This is a genomic window from Bdellovibrio bacteriovorus (genome assembly GCF_041888015.1).
GTDB lineage: Bacteria > Bdellovibrionota > Bdellovibrionia > Bdellovibrionales > Bdellovibrionaceae > Bdellovibrio.
In genome coordinates this window covers 3,462,916-3,486,936 of sequence record NZ_CP168968.1, presented here as the reverse complement: position 1 = coordinate 3,486,936, position 24,021 = coordinate 3,462,916, and the positions used below count along the sequence as shown (strand labels likewise).

General features: G+C 49.3%; 23 protein-coding genes. 10 read left to right on the top strand and 13 right to left on the bottom strand.

The genetic code is table 11. The features are described from left to right. The first annotated feature begins 48 nt into the window (after window positions 1–48). The gene (locus ACES2G_RS16620) at window positions 49–1,842 is read left to right on the top strand and encodes a M3 family oligoendopeptidase (RefSeq protein WP_374000789.1); all 1,794 of its coding nucleotides are present in this window, start codon (window positions 49–51) and stop codon (window positions 1,840–1,842) included. Window positions 1,843–1,883: 41 nt separating this feature from the next. On the opposite strand, the gene ACES2G_RS16615 is transcribed toward ACES2G_RS16620, so the two are convergent. The 6 genes from ACES2G_RS16615 to ACES2G_RS16590 form a co-directional block, all read right to left on the bottom strand. Next, window positions 1,884–2,504 carry a glutathione S-transferase family protein gene (locus ACES2G_RS16615; RefSeq protein ID WP_347357412.1) on the bottom strand — a complete coding sequence of 207 codons (621 nt, stop codon included), beginning with the start codon at window positions 2,502–2,504 and terminating at the stop codon, window positions 1,884–1,886. Between the two features lie 99 nt (window positions 2,505–2,603). After that, entirely contained in the window at window positions 2,604–3,134 is a 531-nt protein-coding gene (locus tag ACES2G_RS16610; protein WP_347357410.1) for a hypothetical protein, read from the bottom strand. A gap of 136 nt (window positions 3,135–3,270) precedes the next feature. Next, a complete protein-coding gene (locus tag ACES2G_RS16605) occupies window positions 3,271–4,077 on the bottom strand; it encodes an endonuclease/exonuclease/phosphatase family protein (RefSeq protein ID WP_347357408.1) in 807 nt (268 codons plus the stop codon). Window positions 4,078–4,125: 48 nt separating this feature from the next. Continuing rightward, complete coding sequence (locus tag ACES2G_RS16600) at window positions 4,126–4,650, bottom strand: GNAT family N-acetyltransferase (protein ID WP_374000788.1); 525 nt, start codon at window positions 4,648–4,650, stop codon at window positions 4,126–4,128. Window positions 4,651–4,738: 88 nt separating this feature from the next. Beyond that, window positions 4,739–5,776 carry a class I SAM-dependent methyltransferase gene (locus ACES2G_RS16595; RefSeq protein WP_374000787.1) on the bottom strand — a complete coding sequence of 346 codons (1,038 nt, stop codon included), beginning with the start codon at window positions 5,774–5,776 and terminating at the stop codon, window positions 4,739–4,741. Continuing rightward, complete coding sequence (locus ACES2G_RS16590) at window positions 5,776–6,264, bottom strand: hypothetical protein (RefSeq protein ID WP_347357402.1); 489 nt, start codon at window positions 6,262–6,264, stop codon at window positions 5,776–5,778. Before ACES2G_RS16590 ends, ACES2G_RS16595 begins: the two co-directional genes overlap by 1 nt. A gap of 102 nt (window positions 6,265–6,366) precedes the next feature. Between ACES2G_RS16590 and ACES2G_RS16585 the strand changes: the two genes are divergently transcribed. The 6 genes from ACES2G_RS16585 to ACES2G_RS16560 are packed head-to-tail and all read left to right on the top strand — an operon-like array spanning window position 6,367 to window position 12,214. Next, window positions 6,367–7,005, top strand: coding sequence for a DUF4442 domain-containing protein (locus ACES2G_RS16585; RefSeq protein ID WP_347357400.1), 639 nt, complete (start codon window positions 6,367–6,369; stop codon window positions 7,003–7,005). Window positions 7,006–7,017: 12 nt separating this feature from the next. Further along, window positions 7,018–8,625, top strand: a complete 1,608-nt coding sequence (locus tag ACES2G_RS16580; protein ID WP_347357398.1) for a carboxyl transferase domain-containing protein — start codon at window positions 7,018–7,020, stop codon at window positions 8,623–8,625. Window positions 8,626–8,627: 2 nt separating this feature from the next. Continuing rightward, entirely contained in the window at window positions 8,628–9,407 is a 780-nt protein-coding gene (locus ACES2G_RS16575) for an enoyl-CoA hydratase-related protein (RefSeq protein WP_347357396.1), read from the top strand. Then, the gene (locus tag ACES2G_RS16570; RefSeq protein ID WP_374000784.1) at window positions 9,407–10,885 is read left to right on the top strand and encodes an acetyl/propionyl/methylcrotonyl-CoA carboxylase subunit alpha; all 1,479 of its coding nucleotides are present in this window, start codon (window positions 9,407–9,409) and stop codon (window positions 10,883–10,885) included. The genes ACES2G_RS16575 and ACES2G_RS16570 overlap by 1 nt, the downstream gene beginning before the upstream one ends. A gap of 1 nt (window position 10,886) precedes the next feature. Further along, window positions 10,887–11,267 carry a biotin/lipoyl-containing protein gene (locus ACES2G_RS16565; protein ID WP_347357392.1) on the top strand — a complete coding sequence of 127 codons (381 nt, stop codon included), beginning with the start codon at window positions 10,887–10,889 and terminating at the stop codon, window positions 11,265–11,267. Window positions 11,268–11,272: 5 nt separating this feature from the next. After that, the gene (locus ACES2G_RS16560) at window positions 11,273–12,214 is read left to right on the top strand and encodes a hydroxymethylglutaryl-CoA lyase (protein WP_347357390.1); all 942 of its coding nucleotides are present in this window, start codon (window positions 11,273–11,275) and stop codon (window positions 12,212–12,214) included. Window positions 12,215–12,230: 16 nt separating this feature from the next. On the opposite strand, the gene ACES2G_RS16555 is transcribed toward ACES2G_RS16560, so the two are convergent. From ACES2G_RS16555 to ACES2G_RS16545, 3 genes are all read right to left on the bottom strand, one after another. Further along, window positions 12,231–12,800 (bottom strand): hypothetical protein, encoded by a 570-nt coding sequence (locus tag ACES2G_RS16555; protein WP_374000782.1) that lies wholly within the window; start codon window positions 12,798–12,800, stop codon window positions 12,231–12,233. 97 nt (window positions 12,801–12,897) lie between these two features. Beyond that, window positions 12,898–13,515, bottom strand: a complete 618-nt coding sequence (locus tag ACES2G_RS16550; protein WP_374000781.1) for a hypothetical protein — start codon at window positions 13,513–13,515, stop codon at window positions 12,898–12,900. Between the two features lie 62 nt (window positions 13,516–13,577). Further along, window positions 13,578–14,378, bottom strand: coding sequence for a TIGR02147 family protein (locus ACES2G_RS16545; protein WP_347357384.1), 801 nt, complete (start codon window positions 14,376–14,378; stop codon window positions 13,578–13,580). 176 nt (window positions 14,379–14,554) lie between these two features. Here ACES2G_RS16545 and ACES2G_RS16540 point away from each other — a divergent pair, with 176 nt between their 5' ends. Next, window positions 14,555–15,172 (top strand): hypothetical protein, encoded by a 618-nt coding sequence (locus ACES2G_RS16540; protein WP_347357382.1) that lies wholly within the window; start codon window positions 14,555–14,557, stop codon window positions 15,170–15,172. Window positions 15,173–15,248: 76 nt separating this feature from the next. On the opposite strand, the gene ACES2G_RS16535 is transcribed toward ACES2G_RS16540, so the two are convergent. The 4 genes from ACES2G_RS16535 to ACES2G_RS16520 all read right to left on the bottom strand — a co-directional run bounded on the left by ACES2G_RS16535 (window position 15,249) and on the right by ACES2G_RS16520 (window position 20,707). Then, window positions 15,249–16,877 (bottom strand): lytic transglycosylase domain-containing protein, encoded by a 1,629-nt coding sequence (locus ACES2G_RS16535; RefSeq protein ID WP_347357380.1) that lies wholly within the window; start codon window positions 16,875–16,877, stop codon window positions 15,249–15,251. 107 nt (window positions 16,878–16,984) lie between these two features. Next, complete coding sequence (locus ACES2G_RS16530) at window positions 16,985–18,136, bottom strand: hypothetical protein (protein WP_347357378.1); 1,152 nt, start codon at window positions 18,134–18,136, stop codon at window positions 16,985–16,987. 119 nt (window positions 18,137–18,255) lie between these two features. Further along, window positions 18,256–20,082: a TonB-dependent receptor domain-containing protein gene (locus ACES2G_RS16525; RefSeq protein WP_347357376.1), complete on the bottom strand. Its 1,827-nt coding sequence runs from the start codon at window positions 20,080–20,082 to the stop codon at window positions 18,256–18,258. Window positions 20,083–20,107: 25 nt separating this feature from the next. Continuing rightward, window positions 20,108–20,707 (bottom strand): energy transducer TonB, encoded by a 600-nt coding sequence (locus tag ACES2G_RS16520; RefSeq protein ID WP_347357374.1) that lies wholly within the window; start codon window positions 20,705–20,707, stop codon window positions 20,108–20,110. A 198-nt stretch (window positions 20,708–20,905) separates the two neighbouring features. Here ACES2G_RS16520 and ACES2G_RS16515 point away from each other — a divergent pair, with 198 nt between their 5' ends. Both ACES2G_RS16515 and ACES2G_RS16510 read left to right on the top strand, forming a co-directional pair. After that, window positions 20,906–22,435 (top strand): ATP-binding cassette domain-containing protein, encoded by a 1,530-nt coding sequence (locus tag ACES2G_RS16515; protein WP_347357372.1) that lies wholly within the window; start codon window positions 20,906–20,908, stop codon window positions 22,433–22,435. 101 nt (window positions 22,436–22,536) lie between these two features. Further along, the gene (locus ACES2G_RS16510; RefSeq protein WP_347357370.1) at window positions 22,537–24,021 is read left to right on the top strand and encodes a hypothetical protein; all 1,485 of its coding nucleotides are present in this window, start codon (window positions 22,537–22,539) and stop codon (window positions 24,019–24,021) included.

Genomic DNA, 24,021 nt, shown 5'->3' with positions numbered 1-24,021 from the left:
CCGAAGCAAAACTTCGGCTTTTTTGTTTTTTAAGGTATGATTTCAGCCATGGAAAAAATGGCTTGGAATATTGAATCAGAATACCCATCTTATAACTCCGTTGAATTTCAAAATGAATTTGATCTGACTAAATCTCAGGTCGATCAGATTGAAAAAGACGTCAAAGCTTTGCGCGAGCCTTTAGATGCGCAAGTAGAATCAATCCAAAAAATTCTGGTCAGTGCGGATCAGGCGCAGGTGCTGCTTGCGAATATGAGCACTTACCTGATGTGCCACCTGTCGGTGGACAGCTCTTTGAATGAAGCGCAGGCGAAAAAGTCAGAAGTCAGCGATCTGATGTCGCGGATGTTCCAGGCACTGGTTCCGGTGAATAACTTTGTTAAAGCCTGTTCTGATGAAACACTGAAGAAGATCTTAAGTCATCCCGAGCTGGTTGCCAGTGACTTCCTGTGGGCGGAAAAAAGAAGCTTGAAGCCTTTCATGCTTTCTGACGGCGAAGAAACCCTGTTGCAGGCCATTTCGACCCCGGGGCTTCATGCATGGGGAGAACTCTATGGAAAACTGAGCGGCTCCATGCGCTGCGAGCTGAAGTACCCGGATCGTACAGAAACGGTGGGCTTGGCACAGGCCGCGGCTCTGACCCGCAGCCAGGAAGAAAGCACCCGTCGCGTGGCCTGGTCTTCTATTCAGCAAGCCTGGACCGTGCATAAGGAATCAGCGGCCGCCATTTTAAATGCGTTGGCAGGCTGGCGCCATGAAGAAAACAAAAAGCGTTCACACACAGAGAAGACACATTATCTGGATCAGTCTTTGTTCTACAGCCGTATCACGCGTGATACGTTGGAAGCCATGTTGTCAGCTTGTTACGACAATGTGGAGCAGTCCCGTAAAGCCCCATTGGCTATGGCTAAGTTGATGGGTAAAAAGGTGCTGGACCCGTGGGATTTGTTGGCGCAAAGTCCGATTTCTGCCTCTAAGAAAGAACGTTCTTATGAAGAGGGTCTTGGCATGATCAAAGAGGCTTTTGCTCAGGCGGACTCCTCGATGTCAGACTTTGTGGGCATGATGGCGGATAAATCCTGGATCGAGGCCCGTGTTCTGCCGAACAAACGCAATGGAGCTTACTGCACAGGTTTCCAGAAGCGCCGTGAGCCGCGTGTGTTCATGACTTATATGGGTTCAAACAGTGATATTTCAACTTTAGCCCATGAGCTGGGACATGCTTATCATTCCTGGGTGATGCGGGATATGCCTCGCGCACAGACTCGCTATCCGATGACTTTGGCAGAAACAGCAAGTATTTTTTCTGAGACTCTGTTGCACGATGTGCTCTTGGAAAAGGCTCAGACACGTGAAGAGAAAATTGAATTTGCCTGGGGCGAGATTGAAGGAGCGGCCAGCTTCCTTTTAAACATCCCGGCAAGATTTGATTTCGAGAAGAGTTTCTATGATAAGCGTGAAAAGCGCACCGTCAGCTCGGATGAGCTGACTCAGTTGACGGACGAGGCTTGGACGAAATGGTATGGGCCCACGTTGAGTGCCAACGACAAAATGTTCTGGGCGACGAAGTTACATTTCGCGATGTCCGGAATCAGCTTCTATAACTATCCGTACACGTTTGGATATCTGTTCAGCATGAGTGTTTATGCCCGCCGCCAGGAATTGGGTAAGGACTTCATGAAAACTTATATCAATATCTTGCGCGACACGGGTCGTATGAGCGCGGAAGATCTGGTGCAAAAACATCTAGGGGAAGACATTCGTCGTCCTGAGTTCTGGAAGAAGTCTATTGCGGTGATTAACAGGAAAATTTCAGACTTTGAAAAGCTGGCTTTAAGTTAGGAAAACGAAAGAGCGCACAGAGATGTGCGCTCTTTTTATTTCTAGTGCTTTGCTGCGCGCATGGCCTGAACCTTCAGGCTGGCTGGGCGACTGTGACAGGTTTTGCTCCATTTGGAGATGTTCGGATAGATTGAAAGGTCGTACTGCAAAGCATGTAGAATGCCGACGACAGAGGCGACGTTTAGGTCCGCCACGGTAAAGCGATCGCCCACCAAATAATTTTTGCTGTTCAATCCTGATTCCAGGGTATTCAGATACCGAGGCAGGTGTTTTTTGGCGTCTTCGATCACTTTTGGATTCTTGTGTTCTGCTGGGACAAAGAGTTCCTGAATCAACCAGTCAATCGCAGGTTTTTGCAGATCCACCAGGGCCCAGAAGCTCCATTGCAGGATGTGACCTTCTTCATCAAGGTTTTGTGGCGCCAAAGGACTGTTGTGTTTTTTTGCCAGATAATTGGTGATCGCCATGGATTCCCAAAGCACGTATTCGCCATCAATGATAGCTGGGATTTTTCCGTTGGGATTGATTTTCAGAAAGTCTTCGGACTTGTGCTGCTGTTCGCGCATGTTCAAAGGGACTTGTTCGTAGGACAGTCCCAGCTCTTCCATCATCCAGTAACAACGACCAGCACTTGAAAGTGGGGAGCCATAAATCTTAATCATAAATAAAACCTTTCTTCTTGGGGCTTGATAGGTCTTATAGACTAAGGAGTGTTCCGTCGTTTCAGATACTATCGCCGTAGGGCGACTATAACTTAGAACTTATTCGTTGATAAAAGAAAACTCTGCGTAACGTTCCTCATCACTGAAGTAGGTCTGGTAATCAGAGGAAACGTAGCTGCCTTCGATGATACGGCCTGCTTTGCAACCCTTTAAGGATTCGCGTTTGCCGTTGAAGTCGCAGTCGCCAACATACCAAGCCTTTTCAGAGTATTTGATTTTATAGCCGATCAGGCGGGAGTCTTTGTAGAATGCCAGAACCTCGTCCAAACGAGTGCGGCCAGCTGCGTGATAGTCACCTTCCAAAATAGTGTCGCCCCAAACTTGAGCCTGATCCAGGGCAACGGCTTTCAGGGCCGCGCGGGTATCTTCGGACAGTTTGTTCAGTCTTTGTTTTTGGCTGTACACGACTTGATTGGAATAGCCGGACTTGCAAGGACTTGCCTGGCAGGCATGTTCATAATGAGCGGCTTCTTCGTAGAATTTGTCGCCGTTGGGACCCATCTGATCCGCCAAAGCCGTAGAGGAAACCATAAACCCCAAAAGTGCTGTGAGTGCAGTTTTCAAAGACATTTATACCTCCCCTGATGAGGAGAATATGCGCCGAAACCGAGAGAATTTTTAATACATAGAAAAGAACTTATTATACGGAAAATGAATCATCACCGAACAGGGGGGTGGTCCCTCTGTTCGATGGCATTGATGGGAACTATTTCAGACGGAAAACAGCGGAAAGTGGCTTGTGATCAGAGGTTTCAATGTCGTTGTGAAGCTTGGTGGAGATGGGGGCCAGGCCGCGTACGTAGATATGGTCCAACTTGAACCTGCGGTTATCATTGGCAAATGCCAGTTTGTGCATTTGCAGACGGCCCAGGATTTCATCCAGATAAGCCAAACGGTTCTTGTTCCAGGAATTGAAGTCCCCGGCAAAGATCAGAGGGCCTTGGTGTCTTTTCAGGAAGGAGGCCACTTGCTCGATTTGCTCTTTGTTCAGGCGGTCGGTGACGAAGTTAAGCCCGTGGATATTGGCAACCCATAATGTGTCAGAGCTGTTGGCCAGCGCGTATTCTGTGACCAGCACCATTTTTGGGGTTTTGATCACTGGTTCGCGGCCCGGGCTGCGCAGGAAGTGCACCATCATCGGGCCCGCGTAAGAACCGTTGACCACGCCGGTTTGGTCGCCGTCTTTTTCAATGAAGCTGGTGACAAAGTCCCAGCAGAAGTTTTTCTGGCGTTGCAGAACTTTGGGCATGTAGGAATCAATCATGCCTTCCTGAATCAGAACAATGTCGGACTTAGGAACGAAGAATTCAAAGTCGCGGGCCCAGGAATCGCGGGCTTCCGCTTTTTTGATATTCCAGACGAAAAGATTGAAGTTGGCCGGCAGGAATTCCTGATGGCAGGTTCCAAACTGTGTATGGACGTCTTTGTCGTCCGGAATTTCATTTTTTTCTTCATTGGAAAAGGCAATGGAAGAGGCGAACAGAGACAGAACGAGGATCAATCCCTTGATCATAGCGGCTCCTTAAGGAGGCCTCTCTTCAGTGAGAGGCTTTGTATTCTTTTAAAGTTTTTTCTCCAGCACAGTGAACTGCAATCCTTCCACTTTCGGAATACCAAAGCGTTCGTCACCATAGGGGAAAGGTTTGGTTTCTTTAGTGTCCTTGAAACCGTGCTTTGCATACCAGGCGATCAGCTCTGCGCGAATTGAAATCACTGTCATGAAAATGGTATTACAATCCCAGAATTCTGCAAGAGCTTCTGCTTCGCTCAAGAGCATCTTGCCGAGGCCCTTTGATTGCAACTCGGGGGACACAGTTAACATGCCCAGATACATTTTTGTGCCTTGTTTTTCGACGTGAACACAGCCGAGCAGATCCCCGGTGTCATCATCTTCAGCAACCAAAATCACAGACTCTTCTTTGTCGATCAGCGCCTGAATGCCCTGGGCATCAACACGTTGACCATCCAACAAATCAGCCTCGGTCGTCCACCCCACCTTGGAACTATCCCCACGATAAGCAGAATTAACCAGCTCAACCAAATCTTCAACATGACTGTCATCAGCCTGTGTAAATTCAATATGCATAACCACTCCAAAGGCCAAAGGTACCTGCTCACTTTTGCAGAAGCGTGGCGTTGAGCGCGCTGCTTCTGCAAAAGTGAGCAGGTACCTTTTAGGTTTTTTTTGCGTAGATGAAAAGCTCTTTGCCTTGGCGGCGTGGAACTGATTTTTGCCAGCGACCCCAGAAGATTGGTAGATAGGAGGACTTCAGGCGTTGGCGCAGTTCCCACTCGGTGCCGCCGTAGGGAGGCCCCTGACGTTTTTCAAAGGTGAAGAAGACACCCATCAAATGGCCACCCGAAACCAAAAGGCGATTCCAGATTTTGACCAGTTCCTGGCGTCGTTCCGGATTGATCGCGCAATAACAGGTGTGCTCAAACACAACGTCGAAAGATTGATGGAAATCTGCAGGCAGCTTGAAAAGATCGGCTTCCACAAAAGTCATATTCGGCATGTGGCCGTAAAGTTTGCGCGCGCGTTCCAAAGCCAAAGGAGAGATATCCACCGCTGTGACAAAGTGACCAGCCGCCGCGAAGAGCGCGGCATCGTGGCCTTCGCCACAACCTAAAACCAGCACGCGGGAACGGGCGATTTTCAGTCGGGGAAGCATGTCTTTTAAGGCTTCAGCGGGCTCTCCCAGATTCCATCCGGGGTTGGCCTCTTGCTGATAGATCTGGCTCCAGTAGGATTCTTTTTCGACGTCTTTGTTCGAAGACCAATAGGTGGGAATGTCGTAGGTATTGCCGTTAAATTCGATAAAGTCGTCGCCGAATTCCTCTAGCAAGTTAAAGAAACTGGCTTGGGCTTTTCGGGACATGACGAAGGGAACTTTGTTGGAAGTGTAGCCGTGGAAACGGTCCCACTCATCCAAAGACAGCGATTCCAGTTCAAAGGCATAATGCACGCCGAACGGAAGTTGGATTTCCCAGGTTTTATCGTTTTTTAAATGAACTTGAGAGGCGACATAAGGTTCGTCGAAGGCTTCAACGATGACAGGGATTCCGCCGAAGGTGGATAGCAGGGTTCCACCCTCATGAACCTTCAGATTTTGCAGGATTTCCTGTCCCACCAGAGGGTCCTGAATGCGAACTTCGCGGCTCAGGGGGATGCCCTCTTCGTCAATCTGAAGGAACTGATTAGGGATAGGCATTATTTTGCCGGAGTTGCAGTTGGTGCAGGAGTCGCAGTCGGAGTCGCTGTTGGAGCAGCTTCTGCTGGAACTTCTTCCGCACCCGGAGTGATTGTGGAACCTTCAGTGAAAATAACAATGTCGTTGGTGGTTTTCACGGATTGAAGAACCCATTTGTCCACGTTTTCCTGATCGGAAATATCACGGTAAAGAACGGCCTCACCTTCGATGACCTGTTCCATGGATTCGCCATCTTCGGCAACGTCAGTGAATTTGTAAGCAAATACGGCGCGAACTTTGTTGTCGCTCAAGGTTTCAGTCCACAAACGAGTGATAGCCAGGTCTTTGGCGTGGGGTCTTTTGCTAGTCAGGGTCTGAGTGATAAGGTCCGCCAATTTAGTCTGAATGCCGGAGTGCGTCTCGAATCCTACAGCCTGGGAGGTGTGGATCACATTCCATGTCCAAACAAGGGCAGCAATGAAAATAACCAGGCTTACAATTTTCTTCATCTCTAGGGGTCCTCTCTCGGTTTACTCAGTGTGATAAAACTGACATCCTTATCCGAGCATGATATTCCGTTTTTTTCAACACTCGTACAGAGAGGGTATCTCATGAACCAACAATGGCTGACAATCTTAATGTCGAAGGGGATTGAGCTGGAGCAAAACCTGCGTCAGCAGCTACAAAACGCAAAGGATGGACTCAAATCCCAATTGGAAGATCGGGGTATTCGCCTGAGTGCCGCTGACCTGGCAGCACTTTTGGAAGAGGTCTCACCAAAGGCTTCTCATGCTGCGCTTAGCTATGCGCTTGATATTGTTCGTCCTTTTTCTGCTGGAATGGGCTTGAGAATCTCTCGCTTATCAGACACGCAAGTTGAAATGGCAGTTCCCGCTCGCACTCGCAATTTGAACGAAGTCAAAACTTTGCACGAAGGGGCTTTGACGACGGCAGCGATCGAGGCGGCGAAGCTTTTGTGGGCTCGTCATGCTCCTATGGGAACATTCGATATTCATGTGTCCCGTTTGGAGTCCGAGTTTTTCAAAGTCACCAGCGATGAATGCCGTATCCGTATGGAATTGCCTGAAACCACTCGCGAAGTGGTCTTGGCAGAAATCCGTGATCGTCGTGAATCCAAAGCTGATGCCGAGCTGAAGGTCTTTGATAGCAATGATCAAGCCGTGGCAGAGTTCCGTTTGCAAATGAGTTTTAAACACACGCCAGCTTTGAGCTCGGGCGTGGAAGAATAAGCGCAAGGTTCTATGGAAATTTTAGAGACACAAATTGATTCCAGTTCCCCAGATTTCAAACTTAACCGCGAAGCGATGCTTTCCATCGTGAACGAATGGCGCGAGCGTGTGAATCTGGTGAAACAAGGCGGTGGCGAAGATGCCACCAAAAAACACAAATCCCGCGGCAAAATGACGGCGCGCGAACGTATCGAGGCGCTGGTGGATGGCGGTACGGCCTTCCTTGAGTTTTCGACTTTGGCTGCTTGGGATATGTATGAAGGCCAGGCTCCGGGCGCGGGAGTAGTGACGGGGATCGGTGTGATCCACGGAACGGAATGTGTGATTGTTGCCAACGACGCCACTGTGAAGGGCGGAACTTACTTCCCGATGACGGTGAAAAAGCATCTGCGTGCGCAGGAAATCGCTTTTGAAAACGGTCTGCCATGTATTTACCTTGTCGATTCCGGTGGTGCCTTCCTGCCGATGCAGGCGGATGTGTTCCCGGATCGCGATCATTTCGGCAGAATCTTCTACAACCAAGCCCGCATGTCTGCCGCCAACATTCCGCAAATTGCGGTGGTGATGGGGTCTTGCACTGCCGGTGGGGCTTACGTTCCGGCGATGAGTGATGAGACTGTGATCGTGAAAGAAAATGGGACTATCTTCCTGGGGGGACCTCCTTTGGTCAAAGCCGCAACCGGGGAAGTTGTCGATGCTCAGGAGCTGGGTGGGGCGCAAGTTCACTGTGAAACCTCGGGTGTGACCGATCACTTTGCCGAAGACGATGAACATGCGATTGAAATCACTCGCTCCATCGTGGCGCACTTGAATCACAAGCGCGCAGTACAGTTGAAAACCCTTCCGGTGGAAGAACCGTTGTTTGACCAAAAAGAACTTTACGGCATCATTCCTAAAGACAACCGTGTTCCATTTGATGTACGCGAAGTGATTGCGCGTATCGTGGATGGTTCCCGTTTCCATGAATTCAAACCTCTGTACGGAAAAACTTTGGTGACAGGCTTTGCCCACATCTGGGGCATGCCTGTCGGGATTATCGCGAACAACGGTGTTTTGTTCAGCGAAAGTTCTCTGAAGGCTGCGCACTTTATCGAGCTGTGCGAACAGCGTGAAGTGCCTTTGATCTTCCTGCAAAACATCACAGGCTTCATGGTCGGTAAGAAATACGAAAATGAAGGTATCGCGAAACACGGTGCTAAAATGGTGATGGCGGTTTCCAATGCCCATGTGCCGAAGTTCACAGTCGTGATCGGTGGTTCTTATGGTGCTGGAAATTACGGGATGTGCGGTCGCGCCTTCCAGCCTCGTCAGTTGTGGATGTGGCCGAATGCCAAAATCAGCGTGATGGGTGGCGAGCAGGCGGCGAATGTTCTTCTGACTGTGAAAATGGATCAGATGGCAGCAAAAAAACAAACCATGTCGCCGGAAGAACAAGCAGAGTTTAAACGTCCGACTTTGGAAAAATATGAAAAAGAAAGCGCTTGTTATTATTCCTCAGCGCGCTTGTGGGATGACGGGATCATTGATCCGGCTGACACCCGCAGGGTTCTGGCTTTGGGAATTTCGGCAAGTCTTAACAAGTCCTGGGGTGAAAAAACTCAGGGCGTCTTCAGGATGTAATTATGTCTTTTGTTGTAGTTACAGAAATGAATCAGGTGGCCTACGTCAAGCTTCATAGGCCGGAAGTTCGCAACTCTTTCAATCCCGAGATGATTGCAGAGCTGACTCAGATCTTCACGGATTTGGAGGCTCGCAAGGATCTGCGTGCGGTGGTTCTGCAAGGCGAAGGCAAAGTCTTCTGCGCCGGTGCGGATCTGAACTGGATGAAAGAGATGGTGAATTTTTCTTTCGACCAGAATCGCGAAGATTCTTTAAAACTTTACGGCATGTTTGAAGCCATCGCCCAGTGCAGTCTTCCCGTGATTGGGATGGTTCATGGGGCAGCCTTCGGTGGCGCCTTGGGGCTGGTGGCTGTTTGTGATGAAGTGATCGCTGAAGATAATACACAGTTCTGCTTCAGTGAAGTGAAGCTGGGCATTGCTCCGGCGGTGATCAGTGCCTTTGTGAATAAGAAAGCCGTGGCTGGAAAAGTTCGGCCTTTGATGCTTTCCGGGGTTGTCTTTAACGCCCACGTGGCTCACCAGGCCGGTCTTGTGACCGAGGTGGTGGCAGCAGGCGAAGGGCACACTGTTTTGCAGAAGGTTTTGCACAACTATATGCAATGCGGGCCGGAAGCCGTTCGTGAAACCAAAAAACTTCTTAATGATCTAGATACCTTGAGCTGGGCTGAGCAGCGCGGTCGCACGACAACAGTGATTGCTGAACGTCGTGCCAGTGCTGAGGGACAGGAAGGTTTGAAATCTTTCCTGGAAAAACGTGAGCCCGCATGGAGACTTTCCTAATGAAAAAGTTCACTCGTATTGCCATTGCCAACCGTGGTGAAGTGGCTGTTCGTATTATCAAAGCCTGCGAAGAGATGGGAATTGAAACCGTTCTTTTGCATTCAGAAGCGGATATTAATTCCCGCGCGTTCAGAATGGCGACCAAAACTATTTGTATCGGTCCGGCGCCGACGGCAGAAAGTTATCTGAATATTCAGGCCAATATCAATGGGGCTCTGGCCGGTGGCGCGCAAGCGATTCATCCGGGCTTTGGTTTCCTGTCTGAAAATGCGGATTTCGCTGAGGCTGTGGGGAAAGCGGGCTTGACGTTCATCGGTCCATCCCCGGAAGCCATCCGCGCTTTGGGCGACAAGGTTCACTGTAAAGAGCTGGCCAAACAAGCCGGTCTTCCCTTGGTGCCAGGTTATCAGGGTGAAAATCAGGACGTGGAGCATCTGATTCAGCAGGCTGAGAAAATCGGCTATCCGGTGATCGTGAAAGCGGCCGCCGGTGGTGGTGGCCGTGGAATGAAGCTTTTGAAGTCTTCCACTGATGCCCGCGAATTGATTGAGTCCGCGCAGCGTGAAGGTCAATCCGCGTTTGGTTCACCGAAAGTCTTCCTGGAAAAATATCTGGATCGTGCCAAGCACATCGAATTCCAGGTCTTTGGCGACAGCACTGGAAATGTTCAGCATTTCTTTGACCGTGAATGTTCGGTTCAGCGACGTCACCAAAAGATTATCGAAGAAGCGACATCACCTTCTTTGACTGACGAATTGCGCCGCCGTATGGGTGAAGCGGCTTGTGCGATTGCCACTTTGGGTAAATACAAGGGTGCGGGCACCGTGGAATTCCTTCTGCAAGACGGGGAATTTTATTTGCTAGAGGTGAACACCCGTTTGCAGGTGGAACACCCGGTGACTGAAGAAGTTCTTGGTGTGGATCTGGTAAAAATGCAGATCCTGACGGCTCAAGGGGATTATGTTCACGATGCCAAGCAAATTCGTGTTCCTCGTGGTCATTCCATCGAGTGCCGTATCTATGCTGAAAATCCTTTCTTGGGTGGTGTTCCCTCCACAGGTCTTTTGGGGCATGTGGAATGGCCGGAAGGCCCGGGCCGTCGTTATGAGTACGGCTTTGATGCCAACGACACGATCACGCCTTTCTATGATCCGATGATTGCGAAAGTGATTGTCTGGGATGAAAGCCGTCCGCGCGCGATTCAAAAAATGATTCGTGTGTTAAAGGATTCCGTGGTGTTTGGTGTTCACACCAACATTCCGTATCTGATCGAGATTCTGTCACACAAAGAATTTGTCATGGGCACGATGACGACAAGATTTATTGAAACCTACTTCGGCGAATCTTTGAAAGAGCCGACGTTGACCGATATTGAAAAAACAGTGGCTGCCGGGGCGCTATTGCAGTTGCGTGGTGGGGCGAATGGCGCAAGCACGACATCCTCATCCCCATGGGCATCTTACTGGAGAGGTATCTAAGATGGAAGTGAAAGTACGTATCGACGGCGTTGATCACAAAGCGCAGGCGCAATTGATCCAAGGCACGTTGTGGGTTCACTATAATGGCCGCGTTTTCACTCAGGATGTTTCCACTGGTCGAAAGTCCCGTAAAAAGGGCGGGGCCGGGGGATCTTCAGACCAGGTCATGGCGCCTATGCCGGGTAAAATCACGAAGCTTTTGGTGACAGTCGGGGCAGCGATTGAGCCAGGCCAGGCGGTTCTGGTGATGGAAGCCATGAAAATGGAGTACACTTTAAAGGCCGAGATCGCCGGCACTGTCGATAGCATCAATTGTGCTGTAGGTGATCAGGTGGCCTTGGGTAAAGCTCTTGTGAAAATTAAACCAGCATCCGATAAGTAAGCGCTATGAAAAAGTCAGTTGTTATTGTGGAAATGGGATTAAGAGATGGTCTGCAGAACGAAAAAACCGTTCTGGATGCCGAGACTCGCGCGGAATTCGCAAGACGATTGATTGCAGCCGGAACAAAGCGTGTTGAAATCGGCGCTTTTGTGTCCCCGACGTGGGTGCCGCAGATGGCAGGCACGACGGAAGTGGTGCAGAAGGCTTTTGCCTTGGTTAAGTCCAAGGCGATCCCGAAAAAGACCGAGTTTTCGGTTTTGGTTCCCAACGAGCGTGGCATGCTGGATGCCATTGCCAGCGGTGTGAAAGAAGTGGCGATCTTTGCCGCGTGTTCGGAGTCGTTCTCTTTAAAAAATATCAACTGTTCCATCGATGAAAGCTTCAAACGTTTTGAGCCCGTGATGGCTTTGGCGAAAAAGCATAAAATTAAAGTTCGTGGTTATCTGTCGACATGCTTTGGTTGCCCTTTTGAAGGAAAAGTTTCAGAAGCTAAAGTTGTGAAACTAGCCCAACGCATGCACAAGCTGGGTGTTTACGAGCTTTCCATCGGCGACACCATTGGGGTGGCTGATGTGGGGCAGGTGGAGTCTCTTTTCCGTAAGCTTAAAAAGGTCGTTCCGGCTAAAAAGCTGGCGGGCCATTTTCATGATACGCGTGGGCAGGCTTTGGCCAACATTCTGGCGGCGTACAAACTGGGAATCACGGTTTTTGATACCAGCCTTGGGGGTTTGGGCGGTTGCCCGTATGCTCCGGGTGCGACTGGCAACGTAGCCACTGAAGATGTGGTGTACATGTTCCATGGCCTGGGCGTGAAGACGGGTCTGAATCTGGATAAGCTGATTGAGATCAATCCGTGGATGGCAGAGAAAATTCAACACCCACTTCCTTCGAAAGTGGGTAAAGTCGGCATGCTGAAGCCGCTAGGGAAAGTTCAGGCCAAGGTCTAACACCTTGGCTTTTTTCTTAATAACCCACCCCAAAAGACAGCGTGTGCTGGAACTCATTCTTGGACATGTCTGAATAGTCCTTAAAGACCATGGTCGTTCCGGCATTCAAAGAAAATACTCCCAAGCGAATACCCAGATTGATACCGGCATACGGATCGTACTTCAGTTCTTTTTCTTTCGTGGTTACCACACCGCCAGAAGTGGTTTCTTCTTTGCCTTGAGTCGCTTGCGCGCCCAAGCGGCCGGTTGAGAAGAAATAGTTGTTGAAGCGATAGGTGGAACGGACGCCCAGTTTGTATTTGTCATCTTGGTGATAAATTTTTTCTGGAGCGGTGGAATAGGTTTCAGTATCAGAAGCGCGTGTGTATTCCGCTTCGGCAGACAGGATGTCTTTCCCAGCAGTCAGGCGCAAACCATACATGGTGCGTGTGGCGAGGTGACCTTTGGGATAAGAGCGATAAACCGTTTCATAACCGTAAAGAGGCTCTACCGAATATCCAGAACCCTTAGTCAGAGTAAAAGAGCGAGCAGTGGCTATGCTTGATGCCAACAGGACGAAGAGAGAGAGTAAGATTGAACTGCGCATACGGACTCCTATATGAGGCTTATCGGACAGGAGTGGGGGGAGTTGACAGTCCAAGGTCCAAAGAGGTCTGCCAACTGTACTTTGGTATGTTTGTATCCTAGAAGAAGAACTTCAAATTCAGCAGCGCAGAGCTGATGACACCCTTGGTTTTTTCATTGCCGGTACTGGTGCTCATATTGAGCTCTGTGGTGGTGGAGCGGCCAATGTACTCGATGGCGAAGTTGTCAGTGAAGAACCAGCCCAGCCCCAAAAGAGCTCCGACTCCATTTTTTACTTCCAGGGATTGCAGGCTGGAGGCCGATGTGAATTTTGTCATTCCATAGGTGATGGCCAGAGGAATGTAGAAGGATTCCCAGCGGTACAGGGTTCCGGCGTAAAGAAAATGAGTCTGATATTTGGAGGTGTCAGAGGAGGAAACCGGGATCGAGATGCCATTAACGGATATTTTATTAAGTTTTCTTTCCGCCCCATAGTGGAAGCCAGAGATAAATCCCCACGAGTGCGGACTGGCATTCCAAAGATTGATTCCGAACTCGGCAGACCCGTCGTATTCCATATTATATTTGGCTGAATAGGGTGTCCCATTGTTCACACCTGTTCCGTCAAGGGTGACAAGGTAGTTGGGACTATATCCAACCTGAAGTCCCACCTTCCAGTCGGCTCTTGCGACAGAGCAAAAAACAAATCCTAGCAAGACAGAGACAATGAGTTTCACCGCAATCCTCCTTGGCAGAGGATAGGAAGGTCCCGATTCGTTGTAAACTTTATATTATTTATCTATTCCAAGGTACTGAGCTCGGGGGACGTGCCACCACAAGGCAGAAGTTGAATCGAGAGCTGATAGACGGCGCTTTTATCACCTTTGCCTTTGAACTTTTTGGCGAAGCCCTTTTTCATTTTATCGATATACTCGATAGCTTCCGGTACCAGGCTTGGGTCAAAGACTGTGAACATCATGCTGAAGTCAGAGCTTTCTTTGGCCGTCTGGCTTTCCAGAGCTTGAACGGCGTTCTTGAGTGCCTGGGTTTTGCTGGCATGAATGCTTTCAGCAAGTCGAGAACGGTCAGTAAAGTAGAACTGGGCGGTATTGCGAAGACGCTCTTTATGTTCTTCGACGATACCAAGTCTTTTCAGGCGATCCACGGCCTCTTGGGCTTCGGCAAAGGAAATTCCAAAGTATTGGGAGATGCTTTGCACGCTGCCATCATAGTGACTGGAATCGAAGAAGGTCACCATTGCCAGATGATACCACTTTTTAAAGAACATCAGCTCGTCTTCAGGGATGCGCTTTGAAAGGATCTCCTGGGGCATGGTTTTACTGGAGGGATAGAAATCCTTAAAGGCCTCCAGGCATTCCCAAGCCTTGGTGTCGGTGGGGGCGATTTCGGTAAGAACTTTTTTTACGGTCGATTTGTTCATCACCCTTTTGCCGTGCAGCGCCTGAGAAAGGGTTGAAGCGCTGACCCCTACTTTTTTGGCAAAAGATCTTAATGAGAATTGAGGATTGCGGGTTTGAACATTCGCCAGATGGCTTTTAATCAAAGATAGGACGTGCTGGTTGGCTTCCGAAAGTTCCATAACATCAACTGTACGCGGGGTGGGGGTGCCTTTTGTAGTCTTTAGTGCCGAGCCACAGGAAAACTAGACAGAGCGGCTGTTTCCCCCGAAACGGCGAGCCCAAAAAAGTTCGATTTTCCTTACCCGATTGTCATCTTTTTGGTGTAGAAGAGGCCAATCAAAATTTCGGAGGGTTTATGTTGAAAGTTTCTGCGAGTTTGTTCCTGTCTCTTGTTTTGTCTGCAGGCTGGGCTTTTGCTGATGCAGTTGAAACGCGTAAGGTTTTTGATGGCATGTCTGTTTATTGCAATGAAGATAAAGATTTGAACAAGAAGGGCTTTGTTCTTGAGGGTGTTCAGGCTTTGAATCTTGGAAACGGCGAGACTCGTTTGTTCCTTAACCCAAGTTTTGTAAAGTGCACGGCTCAAGGTTGGAAGAGCATTTCCTCTGAGCAATTCCTGAGTTCTTCCGTAGTTGGTTTGGATAACAAAGTTTATTCTGTAAAAGGCTTGGCTCCAGAGGTTCTGTTGGTGGACTCTGCTTGGCAGAATTACCGCTTGGTTCCATTGGATAAGAATGTGGCGATTGATGTGCGCTCTGTTGATTTCATGAATAAACAACAGCAAGAGCAATTGAAGCGTGATGGTCGTACAGTTCTACAACTTGATGTTTCCTTGAGAAGTCATGTTATGTATTCAACAGAAGGTGGGGAAGCAACCAGCTTGGGTTACAATACGACAGGTTCTTTCCGTTTGTATCTGCAGGTTGAAGCGGGCCTGAACGGTTTGAATGTCACTTCCGTGACAACACACTAAGTTCTGATATTGCATTGATCTTAATGAAAAAAGGCACCTTCGGGTGCCTTTTTTATTTTTCAGAGTGTGAAGGGGATTACTTGTCCCGTCTTGCAGAGACTTGCCCAGCGATCTCGGTTTGCATAGCCAATTCTGGATAGAGTTTGGAATACCAGTACTGATTTCTAAGAATGCCTGCAACATACTCGCGGGTTTCGTCAAAAGGGATCAAATCCACAAACAGCAGCGGATTATCAACCGGATAACGCTTCATCCATTTTCTGACATTTCCCGAGCCCGCATTGTATGAGGCCAGAGCTTTCATATGATCATTCTTGTATTCTTTGACCAAGGCCGCGAAATAGCGGGCCCCCAATTGAATATTGGTGGCGGGGTCAAAAAGCTCTTTGTCCGAAACAGCACGACGGCGCAGGTCGCTGGCTGTGCGAGGCATCAGTTGCATTAGGCCGGCAGCCCCGACGGGGCTTTTGGTATTCGGATTAAAGGAACTTTCCTGTCTCATCAAAGAGATCAGCAGGAACGGGTCCTGATCGCGATGATGTTTCATCACCAGATCCGAGAACGCCAGCGGGTAATAGTAGGAAAGATTCTTCAATGTCTTGTATTGCGGGTGTCTTTGGAACAGACGGCTCAGCACGGTAAAGCGCTGATGGTTCATGTCCTCAAACTTTGCCAGCAAGGTGGCTACATAAAGCTGGAAGCCAGGTTCGGCCTCTGCAAGTTCTGCGTAGTCGATAAACTCCAAGGTCCTTTTGGCCAGACTTTCTTTTTGCTGCTCCAGGAAGTGTTCAACCAATTGGATAGCGCCATTGAGATCCTCATAAGAGCTGCGTGTTTGGACGCGTTGGTCACGAAGTTCAGAGACCTTTTGATAAGGCCCGTCTTCCATGGTCGCATAGTCCGTCAGGATGTGATAGCTCAACGGGAAGTTGGTGAAGTGATCTTCCATCGCGCCTTCAGAAACTTTGTTTCCTTGTTCGCGCTCATTATGATTAATCCAGAACTGCGCCCGAGAGGTCAGAGCCACATCTTTGGAAACTTCAGAAAGCTTTTTCAGGAAGCGGGTCGCGGATTCTGGTTGATTCTGCCAGACTTCCATCAGTCCACCACGATACAGTCCCAGTTCGCTGATTTCTTTGTCGGAACCGCAGTCCATGGCCCGTGCATAAAGGGCGCGCGTTTCAGCCAGAACTTTTTGATCTGGAAGTTTTTCTTCCAGCTTAAATGCCAGAGCAGCAATCACGTGCGGCGACACGCAGACTGATTTTTTTGTGATCTGTTCAGAAAGCTGCTGGCGTTCTTTCACACTCAGGCGAGCAATGGTCTTGATACCTTCAGAAGCGCTGGCGTTGACGATTTTATCCCACTTCTTCTGACGAACAAGCTTTACGGCTTCAGGGGCCTTCAGGCGCAGATCTTTTTGTTTTTCAGAGGCGTCCTTGTCCTTATAGAAGCTTTTGCACAGAACCTCATTGCGTTCGATATGGCAGCCCTTATAGCGGGCCGCGAAGAAGTTGTGCTTTTCATTGAGTTGAATAAACAACTCGGCCGCCTCTTTATGTTCCAAAGACACCGGGGAAGGGCTGGCCTGTACATTTTGTAGCATGTGCCCAAAACTGGCATCGAAATAGCAGCCCGCCATCACCCCAATCAGGGTTACGGAGCTTGAAATCATTAATAAAGTTGAGAACCGGTTTTTTTTCATATCTCTTGCTTTGGGGTAATTGCACTAAGCGTACCCTTTGATGCCTAAGCAAAAGAAAATGAGATCCTGTTTAGGTGTGGATTAAATGTCTCAGTTTGAGATCGAATTTAGGAGCCTTGGCAGGCTTTCACTTTGGAAGGAGTGAAGTTATAGATCATGGTGCCCCCGTTTTTCAGGACACCACTTTTAAGTTGATCCAGATAGGGAGGAGCAGAGCCTAAGGTGGCTTTCCCGCGAGCTCTTGTATCCAGAGTCCCTGCGACCCCCAAGCAACCTTGAGTGGGAGTATAAGGGTCCCATCCGTGCAGCAGGACGCCGCGACCGTGAATATCCTGATTTTCAGGTTCAAGGCCCACAAGCTCAATGCCGTCGCGAATATTTCCGCCGCGAGGAGGACTGTAGGCTTTTGTCATAATGGCGCCGTTAGGAGTTTTCAGTGAGCCTCGGCCATTGCCAAAGCCACCTTCGCCGCGTGAAACCCAGAGAGGATTCTTATCCAGCACGGACGCCATGGAGCCATCGGCGTTGAGAATCCACATTTTCCCCATGACTCCACCATTGGAGAAGTCATTGAAGATAAAGACATCGCCTTTGACTTTGTCTTTATTTTTCTTCAGAGCTTCCATGGCCTGTTTCAGTCCACAACTTAAAGTCTTGTCGTTCTGAAGGGCGGTCGGGAAGTTTTTCTCATCACAGTTTTCAGCACTTTTGGGGTTGAGTGTTTTATTTGTTTTTTCAATCTTTTCGGTCATGGCTTCGGCCATGGCGACGGATTCATTGACCTCGACCCCTTTGGTGGCAGGAGCCGTGGACTTTTGCGAACCAAGACCGAATAGCCCCAGGAACCATTCAATCAGATTGAAGCTGCCGGTCTTGTACGCGGGAACGTCTGTGTTCAGGGTGCAATTGGTGGTTGAGCCTGAACCGGAACAGGTTGCGGATTCGGTGGTAAGGTCTGCTTGTTGAACGACGAGATTGGAATTTTTCGCCAAGGCCTGAAGATCGGCACTGTCCGAGGAATTGTCGGTGCCTTTGATTTCAGTGACTTGGTAAAGACTGTTGTTGTCCACTTTTTTAAGGAAGCCACTGCCGCTTTCATACTGAGGACTGACGTAGCGGGTGTTTTCATTTACGGGCTTCAGGGTCACAGAGGAATTCTTGGGTAAAGCCCCAATAGGCATTACGGCTTCTGTATCAGAAGCTGCACCACAAACCGAGTGGAGAGAGAAAACCAAGGCCCCAAGTAAAATGGATCTCATTGTTTCAATGTAAATGAAAAACACTCTGATAAGTAAGGCCAGTTTATGTCAAATGACGACTTGGTCCTGTTCCGGGAGGTTCGCAAGGGACGTGGGAATCCCTTGCGCTGTTCTTAGGTCTAGAACCAGAATTCCGCTCCTACAGAGGCGTTGAAGCCGTCCGCCAGGTAGCTGTAGGTCTCTTGGTAGCGGTTGTTGGTTAGATTGTTCAAACGTGTGAACACGGTGCGATCCGGAGTCCAAGCGTAAGAATATGCTGCATTGGTAGTCACATAACCTGGCAATACAGTCGGAGCGGACTGGAAACCATTGTCTGTGCGGGTGCCAGCGCCAATGAACTCAAGTGAACCGGTGTGTTTTTCCAGAGTGTGCAGATACTTAAGGCTTCCATTCACCAGTGGGCGACGCAACAACCAACGATCGTTGTCGATGTCACGAGGTTCTTGATAGCCATAGGTGGCAATCAAAGTTCCATTCTCGAACGGACGCAAAGTGTAGGTCACATCCACACCGCGAGTTTTGGACTTGGAGACGTTATTGTATTTCATAGTCGGGAAAGAACCCGTGATCTGCAAGAGGTCTGTGAATTCTGCATAGAATAAAGTCACAGACAGGTTTTGCTTTTCTGAAACGGCCCATTCCTGCATCAGGCTGTATTGGGTCGCTTTCTCTGTTTTCAAATCCGGATTTCCATAAGAAGAAAAGAGCTGGAATAAAGATGGAATCTTGTAACCGGAAGCCACTTCCAATTTGGTTCTTTCAAACAGAGCCAAACCCAGTTGATAAGTGGATACCGGGTCCTGGTCGTCCCAGTTTTCAAGACGGCCACCCACAGCCAATGAAAAGCCCGGTGTCCAGGTGTAATCCGTCTTTAAGAACAGACCTCTTTGCTCGCTGAACTTGTTGACCGTTTCCGTGCCTTTGTTTCTGTAAACGAAGTCCTCGTAGATGTAGCTTAAGCCGCCATTGACGGACAGCTGTTCACCCTTGTACGGAGTGAAGTCCACGCGTGCTGTTTTTAGATTAGCGCCATAGCGCTGATCCGTGCCTGTGGGATTATTCACGTCCGGTGGAGTTGTTTTGGGCCAGTCGTATTTGCGCAGACTGTTTTGCATGCTCATGGCCAAGCGTGGTTCCCAGGCGATATCATTGAATTTCAAATGAGCGGAGGCCGCAGTCTGACGGGTATAGGTTTCAAAGCCTTCGGTGTCATAAATTCTGTTGGAGGCACGGTCCGAACCTGGAGAATTATTGAGATCCTGAAGGAAGCTGCCTTTCACATGGCCTTCCACAGAGCCTTTCCAGGCATAGGCCGCATCGCCGTTCCAATTATTCTGTGCATAGCTTTTGTCAGAGTCTTCAACCGGAGACCGGGAGTCCTTCCAGGAGCCGTGTCCGCGCATCAGGAAAGCGTGGGTTTCATCCAGTGCTTCCGTGTGGACCGCCGTCACATCGCGGAAGTTCTGAGTTCCGGCCTGAACCTGCAGACCTGTTTTGGTTTTGAATTCCTGAGGAATGGTGTCGATCTTGATAACGCCGCTGAGTGCCTGGCCGCCATAAAGGACGGTCTGGCCCCCTTTGATGATTTCAATGCGGCGAACCGATTTAATATCCAGAGAATTCAGGTTGAAGGTTCTTTGGATTGTTGAAGCATCATAGAAGGGCACACCATCAACGATGATCATCACATGGCTGGAATCGCCACCGCGGATAAAAATAGAGTTTGGCTGGAAGGCCGTGCTCACAACAGTGACGTTGGCCTGACTGGAAAGCAGACTGGTGATATTGGGTGCGCGGGATTCTTTGATGGTTTTTTCGTCGATGATGACTTTGTTGGATGTGTTAAACACAACATCCTCAACCACGGTTTCAAAGCTGGGGATAGCTTCCTGAGCAGAAGCCACAGTCGCCACAAGCAGGCTGGCAAGAAGAACAGAATATTTCACGTTGTATTCCTTTAGACGTACAGACTTAATTTACTTCCAACTTAAATCTATAGGTGTAACGGATCTTAACGGCAACTGATTCCTTGCCTTTGAAAGCTGGTTGAAACTCGAAATTCTTCAAGGCTGCCACGGCGGATTCATTCAAGCCATGGCCGGGACCACTGATAACCTTGACTTGTCGTACCTGGCCTTCGCGGTCGATCAAAATCTCCAGCAGAACTGGGCCGTCAACACCCGCCGTCTTTGCTTCGGCCGGATACTGGGCTTTGACTTCTCGTTTTACTTTTGGCAGACGTGTGATTTCACTCCAGCCTACAACGGGGAGGGAATCATCACCGAAGCTCTCAGATCCGCCAGAGTTCTCTGAGGAGGTCTGATCCGCGGAATTATCAGAAGAGGCGGTGGCTGTGGTTGCAGAACTTGGAGAAGCTTGGGGCGGGAGTGCCGCCATCTTGGGTGAAACTACTTTGTTGGCAGGAGCCAGGGCTGTCGTCGGACTGACAACAGTAAGATCCACAATCTCGCCAATCTCAGTCTGAGAAGAGGGCGTGGAAAGGCTCAAGGTCCCCAGGGCCAGCAAGTGCAAGACAATTGAGAATAAGATACAGGCAATCAAGATCTTCAAGCCCTATGAACTTCTCATAAATTCCTTCTAAGTCAATATGCCGGGCTTTTGTTAGGGGGCTTGTGGGTTGGAATAAGTTGTAGTATTCTATGTAAGTCGGGCGCTAAACCCGACGTCTATGAGAAATTAAATCCGTCATCTTATTCTTTTTCTAAGAACACTCTGATGCCCTTCCGGGCTATGGACGGATATTTTAATATGCAAAATCATTTATTTCAGGTGACCGCGAGGTCCTTGAGTTACGAGCTTCCTCGTGGGGAAAAGCTCTTCTCAGATATTTCATTTACATGGAACTTTCAGCGCTGTGCTTTGGTGGGCCCCAATGGAGTTGGCAAAAGCACGCTGGCGAAAATTATTTCAGGAAATTTGGCAGCCACCCAGGGGGAACTCTTGGTGGATCAGGCCGTGGTGTATCTCGCGCAGATGCAGGAATGCTCGCAGGCCACGGTGGCAGAGTATCTCATGGCCTTATGGGACAGTCCTTTGGCGGACGCTTCTGTTTGGGGACCACTGCTGCAAAACATTTCATTGGAAAAACCCCTGGCAGAATTGAGCGGGGGAGAGTGGACACGGGTGCGTATTGCTGAAGCTCTTTCGCGAGGGGCCGGTCTTCTGATTCTGGATGAGCCCACCAACAACTTGGACCGCGAGGCGCGTGCAGTGATCCGTGAATTTGTACGTCGATATGCGGGCTCGTTACTGGTGATCAGTCATGATCGGGAACTGCTGGAAGAAGTCGACGGCATTTGGGAGCTTTCCAGCCAGGGCTTGCAAAGTTATGGTGGCTCGTATTCAGCGTATGAAGAACAGAAATATGCCGAACGTGAACTGCTGGCGAACAAGATTGACCGGGCTCGCCGGGACAAAAAGAAGGTCGAACGGGAACATCAGGAAAAGTTGCGAACCCAGGAAAAGCGCATGCGCGCAGGGCAGGCTTTGGCTGATAAAGGGGGGCTGCCGCGAATTCTGGTTGGTGGATTGAAGCGGCGGGCACAGGAAACTCATGGAAAAATTCAGGCCCGCGAGGAAAAGCGTGTCGAACAAAAACAAGAGGAGCTGGGCGCCTTGATCCAGTCGCAGAAGATGGAAACCAATCTGGGTCTGGATTTGACTGGTACGGCGGTTCCGGAAGGAAAACTGATTTTTGAACTTCAGGATTTCAATCTGCGCTATGAAAATCAGGAACATTTTCTTTGGGCCGAGCCTCTGACCCTGACCTTGCGTGGTCCTCAGCGATGGGCTTTGATGGGGCGTAATGGATCGGGCAAAAGTTCGTTGATCAAAGCCTTGATGGGGCAGATGTCTTTGGCTGTCAGCACGGGTGTTTGTCGTCTGGGTGACGTGAAAGTGCGTTTATTGGATCAACAGTATTCTTTGTTGAATCCGGATATGTCTGTCCTGGAAAATGTTCTGGAGCAGAGTCAGCGAGACCCCGTTCAGTTGCGAAACCAATTGGCTCGTTTTCAATTTATGGGAGAGATGGTGAACAGGCTGGTTCGGGATCTGAGCGGTGGCGAAAAGCTGAAAGCGGCCTTGGCGAAGATTTTCTTGTCGGACCCTGAGGCCCAGTTCCTGATTCTGGATGAACCGACAAATAATCTGGATCTGGACAGCTTGCAGGTTTTGGAAACAGCACTGCTCGATTTTAAGGGGGCTCTTGTGGTGGTGTCACATGATGAAAGGTTCTTGGAGGCGGTGGAGGTGAGTTCTCGAATAGAGCTGCGCTAAAGGCCCGGCCTTTGCAATCTGTCTGGATTGCTATGATAGCTCGTTGGTTGACCGCCCTCAGTTTCCTGTGTTTTGGCCTACTTAGCCTTTTTGTCGTTCAGATGACAAGAAGGCCGCTCTGTATTGAATCCAAGGTTGTCGAAAGAATCGACAGGCTGGGAGTTCAATCCACGGACACCATTTATCGTTGTGCTGTGAACAAGGAAACACCCTTTAGCACTTACTTCAGTGAACAAAGCCGGGATCTGACCTACAGAATTCAAAAGACCGAGCGCCTTTTGGAAAGCATTGAGCCCTTTGAAAGAAAGATTCAGCTGACCATTATGGAGGATCGCCCGTATCTGTTTAAAGTGCGGGGACATCATATCTTTATTGGTGAAAAGCTACTGGCGGCTCCGGGTCATCTGGAAAAGGCGTTGGCAAAAGCCTGGTACCGGGAACGCAATGACGGTTTCTTTGCTCAACAGGCTTTGATGGAGGAGGTCTTCACAGACTTCCTTGTCTATTTGGATCTGGGGGATTTGGATATTGGTGATCCGAATACTCACCTAAAAACAGCTTTGCGCAAAGTAAAGTGGCCCTATGTGCTGAAGTCGGTTCCGGCTTACTGTGATTCCTCGTGGAAGCAGTCTGAACATTTTGGTTTGTGTCAGGATAAAGAGGAAGCCAATCAGATTCTGGCAGATCAGGTCGTGGAAATGAGTCTTCGTCCTTTACTGGTGACCAGTTGGGTGAATGCTTATCGCGGCCTTTCCATGAAAGAGCGTTTTGATTTCTACCGCATGATTCCGACCTTGCTTCGTTCGGAGCATTCAGAGCCGCTGCCGATTGTGGGTGGTGCCTTTGTGGGAGAAAGAACCACGACGTTGCTGAAGGCTGCGGAGGCCATTAAGAATGTGAATATGTTTGTCTCTAAGACCAAGGCCATCAAGGATTCGGAAAGTCATCGCGTCTTTGTGGCGAACTTTACCAATGAACTGCGCGGCAATGGCTTCCAGGATGCCTTTGCCGAGGCGTCCTTTGATGTGTTGTTTATTGCTCACGGTGATCTGACCGAAAAATCAGCGGTGCTAAAGCAGTTCATGAAGATTGCCAAAGCTCAACCGAAGATTCAGATTGCTTTGCGTGATGATGAAAATCTTTGGATGCTTCCATCCAAGTATCCAATCCCGGTGAAATCCTTTGGCGAGATCAAATCCACACGCACAATCGTGGAAAAATGCGGCGGCTATAACTTCAGTTATGTGATGGACTATGCCGATGAAACAGAGAAGTTGCTGGTGGTGGATCACTGCGATCTCGATAAAGAGATTCACTATACCCGCTATCTTCAAGAAGGTGCAGAGGGCTTTGGTGCCCAGAATAAAGGAACCGCTTTTGTGCAGTTCCACTTGCCTTCATTGCTGATGAAGCGCGCTGAGCTGGAACAAGTTTCCAATGTCTTTGAGTTTATTCAAAAACGCGATGTCGAAAGCTCTTCGTTTAAGAGTCTGGGCTGGATGGAAGTTCACTGGAGTGAACAGGCCAATGCTTATCAGCCTAAAGCCAGCATCGATGCTATCGAGTGGTTCCGCATTCCAAACTGA

Excerpts from the sequence above, each read along its gene's own strand:
- ACES2G_RS16620 (WP_374000789.1), top strand. The coding sequence starts at position 49 with ATGGAAAAAATGGCTTGGAATATTGAATCAGAATACCCATCTTATAAC.
- ACES2G_RS16615 (WP_347357412.1), bottom strand. The coding sequence starts at position 2,504 with ATGATTAAGATTTATGGCTCCCCACTTTCAAGTGCTGGTCGTTGTTAC.
- ACES2G_RS16610 (WP_347357410.1), bottom strand. The coding sequence starts at position 3,134 with ATGTCTTTGAAAACTGCACTCACAGCACTTTTGGGGTTTATGGTTTCC.
- ACES2G_RS16605 (WP_347357408.1), bottom strand. The coding sequence starts at position 4,077 with ATGATCAAGGGATTGATCCTCGTTCTGTCTCTGTTCGCCTCTTCCATT.
- ACES2G_RS16600 (WP_374000788.1), bottom strand. The coding sequence starts at position 4,650 with ATGCATATTGAATTTACACAGGCTGATGACAGTCATGTTGAAGATTTG.
- ACES2G_RS16595 (WP_374000787.1), bottom strand. The coding sequence starts at position 5,776 with ATGCCTATCCCTAATCAGTTCCTTCAGATTGACGAAGAGGGCATCCCC.
- ACES2G_RS16590 (WP_347357402.1), bottom strand. The coding sequence starts at position 6,264 with ATGAAGAAAATTGTAAGCCTGGTTATTTTCATTGCTGCCCTTGTTTGG.
- ACES2G_RS16585 (WP_347357400.1), top strand. The coding sequence starts at position 6,367 with ATGAACCAACAATGGCTGACAATCTTAATGTCGAAGGGGATTGAGCTG.
- ACES2G_RS16580 (WP_347357398.1), top strand. The coding sequence starts at position 7,018 with ATGGAAATTTTAGAGACACAAATTGATTCCAGTTCCCCAGATTTCAAA.
- ACES2G_RS16575 (WP_347357396.1), top strand. The coding sequence starts at position 8,628 with ATGTCTTTTGTTGTAGTTACAGAAATGAATCAGGTGGCCTACGTCAAG.
- ACES2G_RS16570 (WP_374000784.1), top strand. The coding sequence starts at position 9,407 with ATGAAAAAGTTCACTCGTATTGCCATTGCCAACCGTGGTGAAGTGGCT.
- ACES2G_RS16565 (WP_347357392.1), top strand. The coding sequence starts at position 10,887 with ATGGAAGTGAAAGTACGTATCGACGGCGTTGATCACAAAGCGCAGGCG.
- ACES2G_RS16560 (WP_347357390.1), top strand. The coding sequence starts at position 11,273 with ATGAAAAAGTCAGTTGTTATTGTGGAAATGGGATTAAGAGATGGTCTG.
- ACES2G_RS16555 (WP_374000782.1), bottom strand. The coding sequence starts at position 12,800 with ATGCGCAGTTCAATCTTACTCTCTCTCTTCGTCCTGTTGGCATCAAGC.
- ACES2G_RS16545 (WP_347357384.1), bottom strand. The coding sequence starts at position 14,378 with ATGGAACTTTCGGAAGCCAACCAGCACGTCCTATCTTTGATTAAAAGC.
- ACES2G_RS16540 (WP_347357382.1), top strand. The coding sequence starts at position 14,555 with ATGTTGAAAGTTTCTGCGAGTTTGTTCCTGTCTCTTGTTTTGTCTGCA.
- ACES2G_RS16535 (WP_347357380.1), bottom strand. The coding sequence starts at position 16,877 with ATGAAAAAAAACCGGTTCTCAACTTTATTAATGATTTCAAGCTCCGTA.
- ACES2G_RS16530 (WP_347357378.1), bottom strand. The coding sequence starts at position 18,136 with ATGAGATCCATTTTACTTGGGGCCTTGGTTTTCTCTCTCCACTCGGTT.
- ACES2G_RS16515 (WP_347357372.1), top strand. The coding sequence starts at position 20,906 with ATGCAAAATCATTTATTTCAGGTGACCGCGAGGTCCTTGAGTTACGAG.
- ACES2G_RS16510 (WP_347357370.1), top strand. The coding sequence starts at position 22,537 with ATGACAAGAAGGCCGCTCTGTATTGAATCCAAGGTTGTCGAAAGAATC.